Source organism: Paenibacillus sp. RC67 (genome assembly GCF_030020805.1).
Classification (GTDB): domain Bacteria; phylum Bacillota; class Bacilli; order Paenibacillales; family NBRC-103111; genus Paenibacillus_S.
This window is the reverse complement of the sequence record NZ_CP125098.1, coordinates 6,656,954-6,674,561: the sequence shown is the minus strand read 5'-3', so window position 1 is coordinate 6,674,561 and position 17,608 is coordinate 6,656,954. Positions and strand designations below refer to the sequence as shown.

The 17,608-nt window shown below is 47.2% G+C and carries 17 protein-coding genes; 8 read left to right on the top strand and 9 right to left on the bottom strand.

Annotated elements, in window-relative coordinates; all coding sequences use genetic code 11:
- Positions 1 to 87: 87 nt before the first annotated feature.
- From QMA13_RS30240 to QMA13_RS30210, 7 genes are all read right to left on the bottom strand, one after another.
- A complete protein-coding gene (locus tag QMA13_RS30240) occupies positions 88 to 846 on the bottom strand; it encodes an SIS domain-containing protein (protein WP_282937354.1) in 759 nt (252 codons plus the stop codon).
- Positions 843 to 2,036 carry an N-acetylglucosamine-6-phosphate deacetylase gene (locus QMA13_RS30235; protein WP_282937353.1) on the bottom strand — a complete coding sequence of 398 codons (1,194 nt, stop codon included), beginning with the start codon at positions 2,034 to 2,036 and terminating at the stop codon, positions 843 to 845. Before QMA13_RS30235 ends, QMA13_RS30240 begins: the two co-directional genes overlap by 4 nt.
- A gap of 12 nt (positions 2,037 to 2,048) precedes the next feature.
- Positions 2,049 to 2,831, bottom strand: coding sequence for a glucosamine-6-phosphate deaminase (locus QMA13_RS30230; RefSeq protein ID WP_282937352.1), 783 nt, complete (start codon positions 2,829 to 2,831; stop codon positions 2,049 to 2,051).
- Positions 2,828 to 4,126 (bottom strand): neutral/alkaline non-lysosomal ceramidase N-terminal domain-containing protein, encoded by a 1,299-nt coding sequence (locus QMA13_RS30225; RefSeq protein ID WP_282937351.1) that lies wholly within the window; start codon positions 4,124 to 4,126, stop codon positions 2,828 to 2,830. The genes QMA13_RS30230 and QMA13_RS30225 overlap by 4 nt, the downstream gene beginning before the upstream one ends.
- A 16-nt stretch (positions 4,127 to 4,142) precedes the next feature.
- Complete coding sequence (locus QMA13_RS30220; protein ID WP_282937350.1) at positions 4,143 to 5,423, bottom strand: AGE family epimerase/isomerase; 1,281 nt, start codon at positions 5,421 to 5,423, stop codon at positions 4,143 to 4,145.
- A 79-nt stretch (positions 5,424 to 5,502) separates the two neighbouring features.
- The gene (locus tag QMA13_RS30215) at positions 5,503 to 7,011 is read right to left on the bottom strand and encodes a sodium:solute symporter family protein (RefSeq protein ID WP_282937349.1); all 1,509 of its coding nucleotides are present in this window, start codon (positions 7,009 to 7,011) and stop codon (positions 5,503 to 5,505) included.
- A 151-nt stretch (positions 7,012 to 7,162) separates the two neighbouring features.
- Positions 7,163 to 8,305, bottom strand: coding sequence for an ROK family transcriptional regulator (locus tag QMA13_RS30210; protein WP_282937348.1), 1,143 nt, complete (start codon positions 8,303 to 8,305; stop codon positions 7,163 to 7,165).
- A gap of 169 nt (positions 8,306 to 8,474) precedes the next feature.
- Here QMA13_RS30210 and QMA13_RS30205 point away from each other — a divergent pair, with 169 nt between their 5' ends.
- From QMA13_RS30205 to QMA13_RS30190, 4 genes are all read left to right on the top strand, one after another.
- Positions 8,475 to 9,296, top strand: a complete 822-nt coding sequence (locus tag QMA13_RS30205) for an MBL fold metallo-hydrolase (protein WP_282937347.1) — start codon at positions 8,475 to 8,477, stop codon at positions 9,294 to 9,296.
- A gap of 111 nt (positions 9,297 to 9,407) precedes the next feature.
- Positions 9,408 to 10,034, top strand: coding sequence for a LysE family translocator (locus QMA13_RS30200; RefSeq protein WP_282943643.1), 627 nt, complete (start codon positions 9,408 to 9,410; stop codon positions 10,032 to 10,034).
- A gap of 217 nt (positions 10,035 to 10,251) precedes the next feature.
- Complete coding sequence (locus QMA13_RS30195; RefSeq protein WP_282937346.1) at positions 10,252 to 10,899, top strand: hypothetical protein; 648 nt, start codon at positions 10,252 to 10,254, stop codon at positions 10,897 to 10,899.
- A 108-nt stretch (positions 10,900 to 11,007) separates the two neighbouring features.
- A complete protein-coding gene (locus QMA13_RS30190; protein WP_282943642.1) occupies positions 11,008 to 11,814 on the top strand; it encodes a putative protein N(5)-glutamine methyltransferase in 807 nt (268 codons plus the stop codon).
- A gap of 121 nt (positions 11,815 to 11,935) precedes the next feature.
- Here the strand turns inward: QMA13_RS30190 and QMA13_RS30185 are convergent, their stop codons facing one another.
- Together QMA13_RS30185 and QMA13_RS30180 are read right to left on the bottom strand one after the other, a co-directional pair.
- A complete protein-coding gene (locus tag QMA13_RS30185; protein ID WP_282937345.1) occupies positions 11,936 to 12,778 on the bottom strand; it encodes an aldo/keto reductase in 843 nt (280 codons plus the stop codon).
- 63 nt (positions 12,779 to 12,841) lie between these two features.
- Positions 12,842 to 14,050 carry an MFS transporter gene (locus QMA13_RS30180; RefSeq protein WP_282937344.1) on the bottom strand — a complete coding sequence of 403 codons (1,209 nt, stop codon included), beginning with the start codon at positions 14,048 to 14,050 and terminating at the stop codon, positions 12,842 to 12,844.
- Positions 14,051 to 14,187: 137 nt separating this feature from the next.
- On the opposite strand from QMA13_RS30180, the gene QMA13_RS30175 reads away from it, so the two are divergent.
- The 4 genes from QMA13_RS30175 to QMA13_RS30160 all read left to right on the top strand — a co-directional run bounded on the left by QMA13_RS30175 (position 14,188) and on the right by QMA13_RS30160 (position 17,475).
- Positions 14,188 to 14,583 (top strand): winged helix-turn-helix transcriptional regulator, encoded by a 396-nt coding sequence (locus tag QMA13_RS30175; RefSeq protein WP_282937343.1) that lies wholly within the window; start codon positions 14,188 to 14,190, stop codon positions 14,581 to 14,583.
- Positions 14,584 to 14,854: 271 nt separating this feature from the next.
- Positions 14,855 to 15,625, top strand: a complete 771-nt coding sequence (locus QMA13_RS30170) for a class I SAM-dependent methyltransferase (RefSeq protein WP_282937342.1) — start codon at positions 14,855 to 14,857, stop codon at positions 15,623 to 15,625.
- A gap of 85 nt (positions 15,626 to 15,710) precedes the next feature.
- Complete coding sequence (locus tag QMA13_RS30165; protein ID WP_282937341.1) at positions 15,711 to 16,262, top strand: GNAT family N-acetyltransferase; 552 nt, start codon at positions 15,711 to 15,713, stop codon at positions 16,260 to 16,262.
- Between the two features lie 298 nt (positions 16,263 to 16,560).
- Entirely contained in the window at positions 16,561 to 17,475 is a 915-nt protein-coding gene (locus QMA13_RS30160) for a DUF4097 family beta strand repeat-containing protein (RefSeq protein WP_282937340.1), read from the top strand.
- Positions 17,476 to 17,608: the final 133 nt, after the last annotated feature.

Here is a 17,608-nt window from a genome sequence, read left to right as displayed (position 1 = left end):
AAAATCAATAAGCAGCGGAGGAGGTAGGTAGTACCTGCAGCCGCTGCTTTTTCCTCATAGTGCCATAAGAAGCTTTGGTGCTAGTAACTACAGCTTCTTAATCCTGCCTTTGAACTGCTGAATGAACCGCTCATTGGATTCATCCCCGCCGCTTGCGTTGCCGCTCATCCAAATGGGCGGTTGAATGCCGTCCTTGACCAGCAGGTCAATCGTTTCGGAAACAAGTGAATTTAAAAGAAACGCATTGGCGAAGGTGGACATAGCAGCCACTCGCTGATCTAGACCCTCAATCTCGACTATGGCATCACCTACGTCGATTTTCGTATCGAGTACGATATCGACCAAATCATGCAAGTTGTGCTTAGAAGGATGACGGGCCACATGGTTCTCAGGTGTGGCAAGCGCATGTCGGACAGAAGTGACTCCGATGGTGTGGACGCCGCGCGCCTTGGCCTCCAAGGCCGAATCAATGGTCGCCGAGTTAATCCCATAGGAATTAATGATGATTAATAAATCCCCTTGCTTCAACCCGTAATCGTCCATCACGATGTTGGCATAGCCGGGTGTGCGCTCGACGGCCATAGATCTTAGCGCTCCTCCGCTAAGCAGCGTGCCTTCATCCAGAATGGCACTGATGTGCATTAGCCCGCCGGCCCGGAAAAATATCTCCTGTGAACCAAGATTCGAATGTCCTCCCGGTCCATAAGCATACACAATGTTATCTTGTTTGATGTGCTCTGCCATCATGCGAGCCGCTTGGGCAATGGAAGCTTGTTCTTCCTGATGAAGCAGCTCCAGATGCTGAATAATTTTATGAAGGTATTGGGTCATTATTGGTGTGCTCATGCGTTCTCCTCCTTGGTCGATGCATTCGAAGTAAAGACCCGCTGGCCCTGCTTATAAGTTTGAACTACGGCTACACTTTGGTTCCTCAGTTCGAACAAAGCCAGGTCTGCCGGCGAACCGACAGCAAGCCCGTGCTGCGAAGGCAATTGCATAAAAGCAGAGGGGCGGACGGATGCCATATCCCAAGCTTCCTCCAACGCGGCCATACCGCTTTTCATGAGATGGGAAATTCCCCATGGGAGCAGCTGTACCGAGCCAGCGAGAAGTCCGGGATTATCTGCGAGATGAAGACGCCCTTCCGGCGTCAGAACGACTCTGCCCCCGATATGATTATCGTAAATTCCTGGTGCCATGCCGCTCAAGTATACAGCATCACTGACGAGCAAGGCCCGCTCTCCTTTGGTCCGCAATATGACCTTCAATACGGATTCGGGCAGGTGAAAGCCGTCGGCGATGATACAAGCCGTCAGCCCATCCTGGCTCAACTGCTCCCATATATAGTTGGGATGGCGGGGGAGCATCAGGTGAGCCCCGTTGCCAAGGTGAGTGGACATTCGCGCACCGGCCTTGCCCGCTGCGTCAATTTGCTCCGCCGAGGCGGAAGTATGCCCGATCGATACGGTCACGCCCTGATCCACACAGCGCTCGATGAATTCGATCGACCCCGGCCATTCGGGTGACAGGGTAATGATTTTGATTCGGCCTTGTGCCGCCTCCTGCCACCGCTGAAATAAAGACCAGCTCGGAGCTTTGGTAAAGCTCCCGTCATGTGCGCCACGGGGACCTTCTTCAGGGGAAATGAAAGGGCCCTCCAGATGGATCCCAGCAACCCCGCTATGGGATATAGGGTCCCCTGCGCAGGCAGCAGCAATGGATTTCATGGCCTGTTCAATCTCCGCATCTCCGTTGGTAATGACCGTAGGGTAATAGGAGGTTACGCCTTCCTTCCATAGCTCGCGTGTTGCGCGCTCCACGGATCCATTGGCGATAGGGATGGTGTTGAAATCGGAACCGAAGTACCCGTTAATCTGCAAATCCACTAGCCCGGGAGCAATCCAGGGCAGTGAAGCTTTATTTTTATCCGGAGCTATCGATTGAATATCCTTGATAAGGCCGTGTTCGATGTGAATCGTAACGGGTTCCTTTGTCCTATAATGAATTCCTTCCACCGTCGTTACGTTTCCCAACATGTCATTCATCTCCTAACCGATGTCTCCATCATAAGCGTCTGTGTCCAAGTATAGCGTACAGTCCGAATGCTGGCGGAGAATAGTGGAAGGACATTCCGTTGAAATGGAACCGTTCAGCGTTCGATGAATAGCTGCGGTTTTGGTTTTGCCTGGAACCATACAATATAAATGCGCGCCCGAGACAAGGGCAGGAATGGTCAGCGTGAGAGCATGGGTTGGAACGTCCTGCAGGCTGCCAAAACAGCCGTCATTGACCTGCTGCTGTCTGCATGGCAGATCAAGCTCAACGCTCTTCACCAGCGATGGATCGTTGAAATCTGCGACTGGAGGGTCGTTGAAGGCGATATGGCCATTCTCCCCAATGCCTAAGCAAACGATATCGATGGGAGCTTTTCCAAGCAGATCGGCATATCGCCGACATTCCTCATCTATATCGCCCGCGCTATTGATCAAATGAACTTCTCCCGGGTTCACTGCGTCAAACAGCCGCTCACATAAGAATGTTCCGAATCGCTGCGTCGCTTCCGGGGCAAGTCCGATATATTCGTCCATATGAAATACGGTAACTCTAGACCAGTCGATGCCTTCCGTGCCTTTCAAGGCTTGTAGAAATTCATTCTGAGACGGAGCTGCAGCAAAAACCATCCGGATATGCTCTTTACTATCCAGAAGCTCCTTCATTTTATTAGCTACATGGCTTGCGGCTGCGGTTCCAAGCTGTGTTCTATTTTCGTATATATTGACTTGCAACCGGTCGACGGTTTTTGTTTGTAGGGGTTGTATGGTTTCACTCATCTTATATTTTCTTCCTTTCCTATAACTTGAGATAGGGCACTGCAAATGATGCTTTCAACTTGAGAGGCAAAGGGTGACGGAAGAGCAAAGTAAGGGACGGAGCCCTGAGACTCGTAACCGCCTTGAACCAGCTGAGTGACTGTCGGCACATACCCGATCATTCCATTGGTATAGCCCAAGGGGAGAACTTTCCCTTGCGAAGCCTTCTTTACAAGAAAACCGTAATCGACTACCATTTCCGCATTGAAGGCGACCAATGACAGTTCCTCCGCCAAATCCAGCCGCGTAATTTCCAAAGGAATGCTCTCTTGCAGCCGCTCCGGCTGATGAAGCAGCAGGCGAGCCCACTCACCGTAAATGTCTGTCTGATCGGCTTGCTCTTTGAGCTCGTTAAGGGATGGAACCGATTGAAAAGGCAGCGGCACCACCAGTGTCTTGCTTTGTAAATCAGCAGAAGGGAGCTCATCCATTGGCATGCTGTTGATGCGCAGCACCTCTTCGCTTAACCAGCTCCCGAAGCGCTCCACTTCCATGCGGTGTCCTCTATAAAATTCATCGTCGTTGACAAGCTCGGGACGAATATCCCCACAGCAGCCTTGTAAAAAGGCGCCGACAACATTACTCCCCAAGGATTGCTCGATTCGATCCAATGCCACGCCACAGTACTCGGACGAAATTTCGTTATCACCTGTCGTTGTTGGATGGCAGGTATAGTGAACAAACAGCCCTTTGGTCCAGCCGCTTAACGAGTGAAATCGGATCACGGTTACTTCCGGGTCGACAGGTCCCTTTACGTTCGGGGCCATTTCAATGTGTCCGTCGATTTCTTTTCTTCGGTTCACACCGATCAGGCATTGCCCAACACCACGTTCCATTGTGACGGGTTCCATAGTTTGGAGCGACTGCTCAATGCCTTGCAACAGCCTGTGCTCCAACTCCTCCAAATAGTCAGGGTCCGACTTGCCGAGAGCGTCCGTGAAGCAGTCACTGGTTTGAGGTCCGGAATGGGTATGAGTCGCATGTAGTAACACGGTCTGAAATCCGTAACGTTTCTTTAACTGAGGTGTCAGCTTCTTAACCAGATCGGTTCCCCACCAGATCAAATCTGCTGAAACCAAGAGAACAGTCGTTTTGGAACCCGATCCATCCGATTGCTCCAAACAATGAATCCTCACGTATAGCGGGTGGGCGATAAGCTCGAACGGTCCAGTTCGATGGGCAAAGCCTGCTAGTGGCACAGGTTTTGTCGGTGTGATATCGACTTTGGCGCTGCCAAGCTTTAACGGCGACTTCATCGGGCCCACCTCCTTGTTAGTCTGAAGCTTTAGAAGAATACAGCTCGATGATGAGCAGCACATTTCGAATAATATGGAAAGGGTCCTTAACGGGCAGCGCCACTACTTTTTCCATCGGATTTCCATCTCGGTCGCGAATCTGAATCCATTCCCCGATTCTCCGATCCGGTTGTGGGAAGGTCTGGAAGACATAGTCATGCATTTGTAAGTAGAGTTCCTTGAAGCTATTGTCATCGGACAACTCATAGGCTAATAAAGAAGAGTACAATGCTTCCGAATGAGGCCACCACAGCTTCGAATCCCATGTATCCAAAATTAACGCTTCGTAGGGATCGCCTGTCTGCTGTCCCTTCGGCTGCCCGCCATCTTGATCGACGAAGCGAAGCAATCCGCCTTTTTCCTGATCCCAGCCCAGCTCGAATGCTTTTTGGATGACAGGCAGCGTCTGCGCGACAAGATCCTTCCGTTGAAGGCGGGCCGCCGCATGGATGACGAACCACATGCACTCCAGCGTATGTCCCGGATTGACGTGTCGGCATAGAATCGTTGGGGGTGCCTCTCCTTCGGTAGGAAGAAGCTCGGCAATCCGGTGATCTGGCATTCGGAACTCCGTCATGATTTGCTCTGCGAAGGCCAAACAATCGCGCTCCAGCCTCTCATATGCAGGATGCTGGAAGTCCTTCAAGGTTTCCATCAGCTGTTCTGAAATATTCAATTGAATCATAGTGACGGAATGGGATTTCAGCCCCGCCGGTATCGGATAGGGCTCACTTCGGATTCCCCCGCTGCTGCAGCGAATCCGAATGCGATCATACAATGCAAGTGCTTCCTCGGCGATTTCTGCCCGTCCGCTAACGCGGGCAAATTCGGAGAACCCAAGCACAACGAAACAATCTGCATAAAAGCTCGTATCGTAGCCTTCTCCAGGAATACTCTCTTTCTTGGACCCATCTTCCGTCAACAAGAATGCACAGTTCCCGTTATCCAAATAAACGTGACGCCCCAGAAAGTCTACAGCATGCTCGGCTTCCTGCTTAAAGGCAGAGGCGTCGCCTGGAAGTATACCTTGTTCGATTAATCGTGCGATTCGAGACCATATCCAGATGTATCTTCCTTGTGACCAGGTGTACTTGTCTGTACTTATAAGCTCATCGCCCGCATTCGTAAAGCAGGTGTACATGCCGCCGTGGCGCTGATCTACCGCTTTGCTCCAGAAAGGAAGTAAGTCATCCAGCAGATGGCGTTTATAAAATAGCTGCAACGAGCGTGCATTCCATGTTTCATTCATGCTGTTCATTTCAAATCCCTCCCGATGTTACCAAGAGCAGGACAGCTTCGGTTCTTTAGATAATCCTGCTCCAATGGTCTCGTTCGTTCTAAGCTTTAATTCCATGCTCCTGAGGATTCGATTCATTCACATCGGTACTGATGGACTGTAACAGCTCCTCTACTTTAGGTGAGACCGGTGCATTTCGGTTCAGCCAGCCCATACCGATGAAGAGGATAGCGGATACAAGGACAGGTGAGGCAACGAGTGTGGCTGTGCTGACAGTAAGAACATATTTGACAATAACGAACGTGACAAGCCCGGCAGCCCATGAGACAATGGCCGCTTTCGAATCACTGCGCTTGAAGGCGGGAAGCAGGCCTAGAAGCATCGGAATGGAGATAGGACCAACCAAAGCGCCAAACCATACGATAAGCAGGCTCAATATACCGCCGAATGAGCTGGAGTATACTGCAATAATTAAGGTAAGTACGACGAAGGTAATCATGGCTACGCGGGCAACGCGAAGGGCTGCCTTCTCACTGAGCGTACGATATTTTTTGGACATTACGGGTAGGATATCGCGTGTAATAACCGCTGTAATCGCATTGGCGTCTGAAGTGGTCATAGCCATCGTATGAGCGAACATGGATGCCAGCACCAATCCGATCAAGCCGTGCGGCAGCAAATCCATCGTCATCATAGAGTAAGACTGGGTAGGATCTTTTAAATTCTGGTAAAAGAGAGGCGCGGCCCACATAGGGAAAAACAGAATGAGCGGCCAGATTAGATATAAAGCGCCTGAGAGAATAGCGGCCTTGCGTGCTTCAGAACCGTTGGGGGAAGCGATGTAACGCTGCGCCAGGTTCCATGTGCCGCCGTTGTAGCTGAGAAAATCGATTAGGATATAAGCAAGCACAAATCCCATCGTGTATGGGCCGACGAGAGGTTGACTGTGGGAGGGAGGCAGTTGGTCCCAAATGCCAGTAATGGATCCAATACCACCTAATTTCATAACCACGATGACAAACATCGCAATCCCTGCGATCAATTGAACGATAAACTGGGCGAAGTCTGTCCACGCATCTGCCCATAAGCCGCCAATAGCTGAGTATACCAGGGAGATGGCACCGGACAAGAAGATTCCTACAGCCAAAGGCACCCCTGCAAATACATTAAGGATAACCGCAATGGCTGCCCATTTGGCACCGACATCGAACAGCTTGAGCAGCACACCGCTCCAAGCCATCAGCTGCTGTGTAGGCACATTGTATCTTGTGGAAAGATACTCCATGGGGGATTCGATGTTCAGGCGTTGACGCAGACGAGCCCACCTCGGTGCGATAATGGCAGCGCCTACAAATACGGCAATGGATACCGGAACGGCCCACCAAATATAAAGCGTAAAGCCGTAGGTATAAGCTACTCCCGCATAAGCTACAAACACCGCAGCACTGTAACCGGACATGTGATGAGAAATACCCGACAGCCACCAAGGCATTTTACCGCCTGCTGCAAAAAAGTCCTGGGTACCACTGATCTGGCGGAAAGACCAAACCCCGATGCCCACCATGAGCAGGAAAAACAATCCTAACACGATCCAGTCCAACATTGACATAATGGAGCTCACCCCTATAATGTGATGTATTTCGGATCAATTAATCCTAGTCTAGGACTAATTGTTAATACTAAATTAACACGCTTACATTTCGCGTGTCAATCGTATTTTCACAATTTCGTCACTTTCATTTATTTTCAAAAAAAAGCTGCTATTCTTTTTCGAAATCAAGAATAACAGCGAAAGCTGCCCCGATACTGGAGGCATAGTGGCTTTTGATGAACAATATATTGGTCTTTTCGGTTGGGAACTTTAATGCCCGGTTTTCTACAGTGGACAGTACCGACTGCTTGAACGTATCCAGCTTCTCAAATGGACTGTCAATGACGATATATCCCGGGTTCAGCAGTAAAATGATTTGCGAGACAGCCATACCAACATACCGGCCTGATCGCTGCATAATCTCATAGAAAGAAGGAGGCAATGTTTCTTGGCTAACTAAAAACCGCTGAAGATCATTGTCGTCTTTTATTGCGGGCTCCAGCTTCTGGATTTGCTTAAGGATCGCTGGAATGCTGACCAATGCCTCCAGGCAGCCCTTTTGGCCGCAGCTGCAGAGAGGTCCGTCCGGCTCCACGCACAGATGCCCTGCTTCTCCCGCTGTCCAACTGGCTCCACTGTATATTTGGCTGTCCATAATATGGGCTCCGCCAATCCCTTCATCGATACGTAAATAAAAGGAGTTGGAGGCGTGTTCCATCGGTATTCCTGAAGAGGGTGCGATGGCAGCGGCCTTCACGAGGTTGAGCACCTTGGTTTGGACCGGCAGCTTGGCGTCCATTTGCTCTTTCAAGCGAACGTTTCTCCAGCTCAAATGGGAGGAGAAGTGAACAACTCCTTCAATCGGATCGACAAGAGCCGGGACGGCGATGCCCACGCCAAGCACCTCCGGGTGCCGCTCTATTAAGGTGTTACACAAGTCAATAAGCTTTTCGATATACTGTTCAGGATCATCCGCCTCCATGGGGATGCTACCCTTGTCCAGAAGGGTCGAGCAATAATCCGTGACAACGTATTGGAAGTACGAGTGCTGGATCAAGATCCCGATACTTTTATACGCTTCCGTTTGTAAGCGAAGCTGAATTCGAGGTCTGCCCACACCCCCTTGTTCATGAATGCCGACTTCTTTAATGACTCCATCTTTAATGAATTTATCTACAATTAACGAAATGGTATTTTTACTTAAACCCAAGGCTGTAGCAATCTCTTGTCTCGAACTATGCTTTCCTGCGCGTAGGAGCGCCAAGGTCCGTTTTTCATTTTGCTGCCTTAACAGGGCTGTACCTTTACTCATGAACTGGGTGCCCCCTTAATCCTATATCCCTTACGCTTCATAATAGCATATTTTAAAAAGACCTAGCTAATCGTCTTTAGGCGGGAATAGTAAAAGCGGGATTGAAAAAAAATTCCTTTTCTATCATGATGATGATGATAGACAATAGTTACTAAGGAGGATATACCCAATGAAGGTACATTTCCTGGGAACGGCTGCCTTTGAAGGCATTCCGTCTCTCTTCTGCCAATGCTCAACCTGCAAGCAGGCTCGTAAACGCGGTGGTCGAAATATTCGCTCACGGACATCCGTCATCATCGATAACGTGCTGAAGGTCGATTTTCCACCGGATACGTTATATCATTCGCACCGATATGGCATCGATATGAGCCAAGTGCAAGATTTGCTGATCACCCATTCGCATTCCGATCACTTGTACGCAGACGATATGACCATTCGGGCAGAAGGCTTTGCGCAGTATGGGGACAGTCCTCTGCATGTCTATGGTCACGATATTCCTTTGCGACTTTGTTCTCAGACACTTAACGGGTACAACCACAAATATCAATTCCATCGGGTGCTTCCTTTCGAACCGTTGCAGACGCAAACAGCGACTATCGTACCCCTGTTAGCCGCTCACGATAAACAGGAAACCTGCCTGTTGTATTACATAGAAAAAGACGGCAAAACAATCCTCTACGGCAATGATAGCGGTTGGTTCCCTGAACAGACTTGGGCTTGGCTTAAGGATAAAAAGCTGGATTTAGCCATCCTCGAATGCACAACAGGCCGCAGCCCGCATCGCCATAATCATATGAATGTGGACGCGGTTATGGAAGCCAAAGCTTGGATGGATGACAATAGCGTTCTGAAAGCCGGCGCGCCGGTTGTCGTTACGCACTTTTCGCATAATGCAGGCTTGCTGCATGAAGATCTCATGGATATATTCGAGCCGCATGGCATGCAAGTCGCGTATGACGGTTTAGTCGTTTCATTGGGCGCTTCTTCATAAGTTTAGCAGAGCGCTGCGACACCATAACAAATTGACAAGATATAGGCCAATAAGTACAATCTCCTTACGAATGTTCGTTAATGATAAACATCGGAATAAAGGAGATTTATGATGATTGACTTGGCGACACTGGGAGCATTTTTAGTGGTCATAATCGGCTTGTTTCTTATACCGGGTCCTGCCGTTTTACTTACCGCTACTCGAACGGTTCAAGGAGGCCAGAAGGCAGGCATTATGGCTGCTCTGGGCATTGCAACAGGCGATTTGATCCATACACTATTTGCAGCAATTGGATTGTCTGCGATCCTGATGACTTCGGCTTTTGCTTTTCAATTTGTGAAATACGCCGGAGCCGCTTATTTGATTTATTTGGGCGTACGAGCCTTGATAGAAAAGCCTTCCAACCCACAGCTGCCCAAAGTGCAGGCTTTATCACCTTTATTGTCGTTCGGGCAAGCAATTGTAACAGAGCTTTTAAATCCTAAGACAGCGTTATTCTTTTTGGCTTTTTTGCCTCAATTTGTTCATCCGGAGCGGGGAACTTCCGTTATTCAGTTTCTGATTTTTGGACTTATCTTTGTTGTATTAGGAACCTTATACACGATCGGTATCGCGCTTAGTGTTCGTCAGCTGGGGCGGCTTGTGAGCAAAGTTTCGTGGCTTGGACGTTGGGGAGGTAAAATGATCGGAGCGATTTACATCGGGCTGGGATTAAAGGTAGCGATGCAAAATCGTTAATGAAAATCTTCATGATAATCATAAAACGAATGGCCTAACCATGTCTCGGAGCCGTCTCAAACCACTTTTATGAAGTGAAGGGATGGCTTTTTTGTATTAATTATAAAGCTCATCAGCTGATTATCATTCTGATATTAGTGCCCATTTATACTAATAAATGGTATGTTTGAGGAGAGATATAAGAAGACGAGGTGACCCCCAAAAAATGCCGCTCCCTATGATACATTTTCAAGTTGCTGTGAACTATTTTGGTAGAGAAGACATACCTGCTCCATTTATTTTGGGCAGCATTGCACCGGATGCGATTCATATGAGAAAGAATGCGAGCAGGGAAGACAAGAAGAGAACTCATCTGAATATCGAGTCTGAGCCCAATCAAATGATATTCGCCCAGAGGCTCTACACACATTACATCAATAAAAAAGCTACCGACGAAGACATGAAATGGTTTGTTAGAGGGTACTTTGCTCATTTGCTCACGGATTATTTATGGTTGCAAAATGTATACTTCAGGTTCAAAGAGAAAGCCCAAAATGACCTCTTGGAACCTGAGCAGATGCGAAAAGCGTACTACAAAGATACGGATCAGATTGATTTTTCGTATTATAAGCATAAGCAGTGGAAAAATGAGGTCTGGAGCAAATTGATTCAATCACCGTCCTACGCCTTGGACCCCTACGTAACGTCCGATGAAGTCCACTATTGGCGATATCGGACCGTCCATTGGTTTGATCTGCTGGCACAGGAGCCGGGGGTAGAGCCTCAATACATTACGGAAGCAATGACCGAACTGTTCAGTATCGATGCAACTGAGCGTGTAAAGCAAGTTCTTAACGAGTGGGACGCTGCGCTTAAGGAGCAATAGAGCTTAAAAGCGGGATAATTACTTATAACGAAATTGTACCTGTCAGGCAATCTCCGATGACGATAAGATGAATGATATCAGTTCATTTTAAGGAGATGTTGCAGGATTATTGAGAATGGTAACTCTCATGGTCATTCCAAATATGCCAAGGTTGTCAATAGGCTTCGGGCTGCCGGTTGTGTGTTCGCTGAAGAGGAGGCTCGATTACTCCTAACAGCGGCGCGGACAACAGCTGAGCTTGCCGAATGGGTGGAGCGGCGAGCCGCTGGCTTGCCCCTCGAGCATGTTATTGGTTGGGCAGAGTTCTGTGGATTACGAATAGAGATGGACCCAAAAGTCTTCGTCCCGCGCAAACGATCCGAGTTTCTTGTCAGTCAGGCGGCAGCTCTAGCAAGGCCGGAGGATATCGTGGTGGACCTGTGCTGCGGATCGGGAGCATTGGGTGCGGCGTTGGCTGCCGCTCTGGAACGGATTGAGTTATATGCTGCTGACATCGACCCCGCTGCGGTGCGATGTGCCTCTCGCAACGTTGCTGCTGCCGGTGGCCAAGTATACGAGGGTGACCTCTATGATCCGCTGCCCGTTACACTTCGTGGCCGCGTCAACGTCCTTATAGCCAATGCGCCTTATGTACCAACTGGTGGTATTGAAATGCTCCCTTCGGAAGCGCGAATCCATGAAGCGCAAGTGGCGCTCGACGGGGGAGAGGATGGTCTTGACGTTCAGCGCCGAGTGGCAGCCGCTGCGCCGCTCTGGTTGGCACCCGGAGGCTACCTGTTGGTTGAGACCAGCGAGCGTCAAATGCTTCAAACCGCCCAGATCTTCGTTGACAGCGGGTTGATCGCGCAGGTGGCCAGTTGCGATGAACTGGATGCTACGGTAGTCATAGGTACTCGGCCGGTTTTCCCGGAATAACTGGAATCTTTTGCTGAAAAAAAGGCAGCGGTAGTCTTGGACATTGTTATCTTGTCCAACTACCGCTGCCTTTTAATTCGAGTACACCAGTCTGAAGGTTATAGTCGTGTTTAATGCTGTATTAAAAATCGAAATTGTCAGGGTCTGGACCGACTCGAAGGTTTTGATTCAATTGATCTATCTGAGTCACATCTTCTTTGGTTAGCTCGAAGTCGAATAAGTCTGCATTCTCGATAATGCGATTCTCTTTAGTGGATTTGGGAATGGTAATGACTCCATGCTGCAAATCCCAGCGCAAAATGATTTGAGCAACCGATTTGCCATACTTAGCAGCGAGCTCCTGCAAGACAGGGTTATCCAACAATTGGCCTTGCATTAATGGGGACCAAGCTTCAAATTGAATGCCTTGCTCCCTGCAAAAATCGCGCAATGGTTGCTGTGTTAAACGAGGGTGAAATTCAACCTGGTTCACAGCTGGCTTTACCTCCGCATCCTTCATTAAGTCCTCGAGATGATCAATATGGAAGTTGCTCACCCCAATGGCCTTCACGCGTCCGGCTTTATATAAAGTTTCCAATGCCCTCCAGGCCTCTTTATATTTGCCCTTCACCGGCCAATGGATAAGATACAGATCGAGATAATCCAAGCCCAGTTTATTTAAGCTGGTTTCATAGGCAGCAAGCGTTGATTCGTAGCCGAGATCAGCATTCCAAACCTTTGAAGTTACGAAGAGGTCTTCTCTCTTGATATCATTCTCCACAATGGCTTCGTGAATACCTTGTCCTACACTTTTCTCATTCTCGTAAATTGCCGCTGTATCGATACTGCGATAACCATGCTTCACGGCTGATTTTACAGCTTGTACGAGCTCTAATCCTTCCTCTACTTTAAATACGCCGAGTCCGAGCCATGGCATTTTTATACCGTTGTTTAGTGTTGCCGTGTCTTGTAAATGATTGTTCATTTTTTAAAATGCCTCCTGTAACTGTTTTTAAAATAAAAGTCTTCCTGGTGAGATAGTCTATACTTAAGCAGCATTCTCCACTTTAAGCCGTGCTGTATCCTTCTTTTCTAAGGCGCGACTCCAGCCAGTCAAAATGACGGCTAGGAGAACCATGACAGCCCCCACCCAAGGGGTATGGATGAGCCCGATGGAGCTGACTACAATCCCTCCTAAATAGGCACCTATTGCAATGCCCGCGTTAAAAGCGGCAATATTAAGCGCTGAAGCCACATCAATCGCTTTGGGGGTAAATCGTTCTGCCAGCATAACCACATAAACTTGCAGCCCCGGTACGTTCATGAAAGCCAATAGCCCCATGAGAAAGATGGTCAACAAACCAGCCACTTTATAAGGAGCGGTGAACGTTAAAACGACAAGAATCACGAACTGCAAAGCAAACATATAAAATAATGCGTTGATAGGCTTGCGATTAGCTGCTTTGCCTCCAATGACATTACCGATGGCAATGGCTATTCCGTAGATGAGAAGGAGAAGTGCCACTGTTTTTTCCTGAAATCCGGTTATATCATGAAGCAACGGGGATAAATAGGTAAAGACGACAAAGGTGCCCCCGTATCCTAGTGCAGTAATGGCAAAAGCCAGAAGCAATCGTCCATTCGTAACAACTTTAAGCTGCTCTCCAAGCGGTGTTTTAATACCTTTTCGCAGCCCGGAAGGAACCAAAATCATATTCGCTATCAATGCAACTACGCCAACCACAGCGATAGCAATGAAAGCAGCGCGCCAGCCTAATTGCTGCCCGATTAATGTACCCAGAGGAACTCCAGTAACCGTGGCTACGGTAAGTCCTGAAAACATCATCGAGATAGCGCTGGCCCGTCGGTTCTCAGGCACAAGATCGGCTGCAATAGTGGAACCAATGGACATGAATACACCGTGTGAAAACGCAGAAATAACGCGTGCCACCAGCAGTACCCCAATCCCGCTTGCTGAAGCTGCAAGAATATTACCTGTGATGAAAATAATCATGATCCACAGCAGCAGCGTTTTGCGTGAGATGCTTGAGGTTAGAGAGGTTAGGATGGGGGCTCCGAAAGTGACCCCTAATGCATATAAAGTAACGGTTAAACCCGCTGTGGTAATGGATATTTGTAAATCCTGTGCGATAAGGGGCAGCAGCCCTACACTGATAAACTCTGTTGTGCCTATCGCAAAGGCGCTTATGGCTAACGCTAGTAATGCTAGAGTACTTCCCCTTTTATCTAATGTCATTTGTACCACTCCTACAGTATGGTCATCACCGGCCGGTAAGTGCTATTATGAATTATTAGAATAGGTTTGGGAAGTACGCACTCTTAAGTACTATAGGTACTAAAAAGTGCCTATAACCGTAATGGGAGGTATAAGCTGTGGTCAAGAAGAAATACAACATCTCAGTAGAAGCGACGCTGGAAGTCATCGGGGGTAAATGGAAGTGTGTCATTCTTTGTCACTTAACTCATGGGAAGAAAAGAACAAGTGATTTAAAGCGCCTTATGCCTGGGATTACGCAAAAAATGCTGACTCAGCAATTGAGAGAATTAGAGCAGGACGACATCGTTAATCGGATTATTTATAATCAGGTTCCGCCAAAGGTGGAGTATGAGCTAAGCGAATATGGCTGGAGTTTAAAAGCGATATTAGACTCCTTATGTGCTTGGGGCGAAAGACATATTATTAAAGAATACGGGGATAAATTCGCTGTTTTGGAAGATAATATTCTCAATAATAAAACGGAGACAGACCTCGATCTCACGGTTCAATAGGTTTGACTATTTAAGTACTGGACAGGCTGCCGATACAGATCGGCGGTCTTGTTGTGTTACAGAGAGTAGTAATGTTTAGCCATAAAAAAAGTCTCCTATTGTTAGTATTTACCATGCTGTTTATAGTTGAGTTAAGTCCAAAAAAAGCGAGGGATTACTATGAAAGCCATCAAAATCCTAACCCATTCAACGAATCAAGAGGTACGGAAGGGATAATCATTCGAGTTGGAATCCTTCTGTGCCCAATCCTAAACACGGAGGGAATACGTTTATGTCATTTAGTTATTACGGCGAGCTTTGCACGGAGGTCTATGATCTAACGAAGAAAATAGGCCACTCATTTGGCGGAGATGTGGAATATTATCGGGATCGATTGCAATCTTGCAACGGGAAGATTCTTGAAGCCATGGCTGGTTCCGGACGTGTGATCATTCCACTTCTTGAATCAGGACTTCGAGTTGACGGAGTCGACTCGTCTCCCGAAATGTTGGCTTCCTGCCGACAACGCTGCGATGAACGCGGCTTGCTAGTCAATTTGTTTGAAGCCAAGCTGCAAGAGTTATCCTTGCCCGATAAATATGAGGCTATTATCATTCCCGGTGGCTCGTTTTTATTGATTGAGCAGCGCGATGAGTCTATTGCAGCATTAAAGCGGCTATATGACCAGTTGGAGCCTGGTGGACGTCTCTTGCTGGATATCTTTTTACCGAAAAGTCTTGAATTTGAAAAAGGGAAAGTTGGAACATCCACGTATCATTTTCCTAATGGCGATACCATAACAATGGAAAGCAAACGTGTCGAAGTGAATATGTTCGAGCAATACACGATTTCTTATTTCAAATACGAGAAATGGCGTGAAGGGAAGCTGCTTCAGACTGAACTGCAGCGATTTGCTCTGCGCTGGTATGGTATTGAGGAGTTCAGGCTCGTTTTGGAAAGTGTCGGCTTTACTGATGTTGTTATATCCGCTGATTTCGATTACGGCAAGCAACCGACGAATAAGAGTAAATCCTACGTTTACGAAGCTGTAAAAAAGTCTTGAGGACTTGGTATGAAAGGAGGCTGCCGAAGGTTCGGTGGCCTTTTTAATAGAAGGTCACAATTGTATGCAGGAGGAGTGGTAATAGATGAAATTCGAATCATTTCCGATACTAGAAACAGAAAGATTTATTTTGCGTCAAATGACACAAGAAGACGAACAGTCCGTGTACGAACTATTTTCGGATGGTGAAGTTACCAAGGATATGGGAGAAGAGGCCTTCAATAGAATCGAACAAGCTCAAGAACTCATTCATTTCATGAACAGCATGTTTAATAAAAATATAGCCATTCGTTGGGGAATAGTTAAAAAAGATACGAACACCTTGATTGGGACTTGCGGATACAACGGATGGGAGATTCATCGCGGATCACGTGGAGAAATTGCGTACGATCTTCGGAAGATGCATTGGCGCCAAGGTTACATGTCCGAAGTATTGAGACGAGTCATTACGTTTGGGTTCGAGGATATGGGTTTATATCGAATCGAGGCATTTACCAACTTAGACGCTGTTCCATCTATAAAGCTATTGGAGAAATTCGGTTTTCATGAGGATGGGGTATTGCGAGGGTATGCTTCTTTTCATGGGCAATTTGTTGATCAGCGCTGTTTTTCTTTATTAAAGAAGGAATGGGGATAATAATATCCTTACAAGAAACAACTCGTGAAAACTGGTTTAGCGTTAGCCGACTGAAGTGATGAAACTGGCGCCCTTGAAACTACAATGAATGACAGAGGAAGCCATTTATCGAAAGTTACAATCTCTACGTAAGCGGTTGTTCCACTAATTATTGTCTCAAAGTTCCTTTTATCTAGACCTAAGGCGGGGGATGAATCAATTCGTCGGTCCAGTGTGGCATACTAGCGTTCATGGTAAATTAAGTATGCAAATAAAATGAGTAAGAGAAATCACTCAGGATCGATTGGAGAGATATACAATGAAACAAGGAACAGCGAAAGGCAAACTGTTTATCGTGGCAGGGGTAGTCATTCTTTTGGCATTATTTGTGAACGAGCGAGGATTTGCCAAAAATATTTTTTTGTGGAATACGAAGCCTGTACATATAGAGAGATCTGTAAAGGCAGCTGATATTCGCAACCTTCTTGTTGAGACGGGAAGCGCAGATGTGAACGTCATAAGCGGAAATTCTGAGAACATTGAAGTTCGTTTAGATGGAAATGTCAAAAAGGAAACTGCAGATCATGTTCAAATAATAGTAGAGCCTCAATCGGACACATTGAAACTAAAAGTCGAGAATCCGGATGGGTTCCAGCTTGGTATTAACTTCTCGGAACTGAAACTAACCGTAGAACTGCCGAAGAATTTATGGGAAACGGTGAAGGTCCATACCGGCAGCGGGAATGTTGATTTGGAAGAACTGAAAGGGAAGACAGTAGAAATTACCGCAATCAGTGGCGATGTAAATGTGAATGAAATTGAATCGAAGCAAATTACATTACAGGCGAATTCGGGAAATATTGTGACAAAGGATTTCATATCCGAGCATCTGATGTTTCAAACGGGGAGTGGGAATGTGAATCTGTCTAACGGGCAGTCATCGATCAAAGGAGAAACAAAATCAGGCAATATTCAAGTTAAAGTGAAGGATCTGGTTCAAAATATGGATCTTCAAGCTTCGAGCGGTGATGTTAATGTCTATCTGGAGAAGGAACCTAAGTCGTTGATGGTTCAATTTAATGGGGGGTCAGGCAGCGGGGAAATCGACTGGGATGGTATGACAAATAAGGAACGCGGCAAAGATGACCACAAACTGAAGGGCGTTTTCGGGTCAGGGGAGACTAATTTGAATGTTCGTACTGGGTCAGGGAATTTTTTGTTAGGCCAGGATTGAGTCGGTAAATGTTACGAAATGGAGCCTTTGAGGAATTATCTCAAGGGCTTTTCTTATAAGTGCAACAACACAATAAATGGAATAAAAGATGAATAATGGTAAAAATATGATGTATTTTCGCTATAGTCCTTCA

What these genes read in the sequence shown, in the direction of transcription:
- QMA13_RS30240 (WP_282937354.1), bottom strand. Translation starts at nt 846, where the DNA reads ATGAGCACACCAATAATGACCCAATACCTTCATAAAATTATTCAGCAT.
- QMA13_RS30225 (WP_282937351.1), bottom strand. Translation starts at nt 4,126, where the DNA reads ATGAAGTCGCCGTTAAAGCTTGGCAGCGCCAAAGTCGATATCACACCG.
- QMA13_RS30210 (WP_282937348.1), bottom strand. Translation starts at nt 8,305, where the DNA reads ATGAGTAAAGGTACAGCCCTGTTAAGGCAGCAAAATGAAAAACGGACC.
- QMA13_RS30230 (WP_282937352.1), bottom strand. Translation starts at nt 2,831, where the DNA reads ATGAGTGAAACCATACAACCCCTACAAACAAAAACCGTCGACCGGTTG.
- QMA13_RS30200 (WP_282943643.1), top strand. Translation starts at nt 9,408, where the DNA reads ATGATTGACTTGGCGACACTGGGAGCATTTTTAGTGGTCATAATCGGC.
- QMA13_RS30170 (WP_282937342.1), top strand. Translation starts at nt 14,855, where the DNA reads ATGTCATTTAGTTATTACGGCGAGCTTTGCACGGAGGTCTATGATCTA.
- QMA13_RS30215 (WP_282937349.1), bottom strand. Translation starts at nt 7,011, where the DNA reads ATGTCAATGTTGGACTGGATCGTGTTAGGATTGTTTTTCCTGCTCATG.
- QMA13_RS30235 (WP_282937353.1), bottom strand. Translation starts at nt 2,036, where the DNA reads ATGTTGGGAAACGTAACGACGGTGGAAGGAATTCATTATAGGACAAAG.
- QMA13_RS30160 (WP_282937340.1), top strand. Translation starts at nt 16,561, where the DNA reads ATGAAACAAGGAACAGCGAAAGGCAAACTGTTTATCGTGGCAGGGGTA.
- QMA13_RS30165 (WP_282937341.1), top strand. Translation starts at nt 15,711, where the DNA reads ATGAAATTCGAATCATTTCCGATACTAGAAACAGAAAGATTTATTTTG.
- QMA13_RS30180 (WP_282937344.1), bottom strand. Translation starts at nt 14,050, where the DNA reads ATGACATTAGATAAAAGGGGAAGTACTCTAGCATTACTAGCGTTAGCC.
- QMA13_RS30220 (WP_282937350.1), bottom strand. Translation starts at nt 5,423, where the DNA reads ATGAACAGCATGAATGAAACATGGAATGCACGCTCGTTGCAGCTATTT.
- QMA13_RS30195 (WP_282937346.1), top strand. Translation starts at nt 10,252, where the DNA reads ATGATACATTTTCAAGTTGCTGTGAACTATTTTGGTAGAGAAGACATA.
- QMA13_RS30205 (WP_282937347.1), top strand. Translation starts at nt 8,475, where the DNA reads ATGAAGGTACATTTCCTGGGAACGGCTGCCTTTGAAGGCATTCCGTCT.
- QMA13_RS30185 (WP_282937345.1), bottom strand. Translation starts at nt 12,778, where the DNA reads ATGAACAATCATTTACAAGACACGGCAACACTAAACAACGGTATAAAA.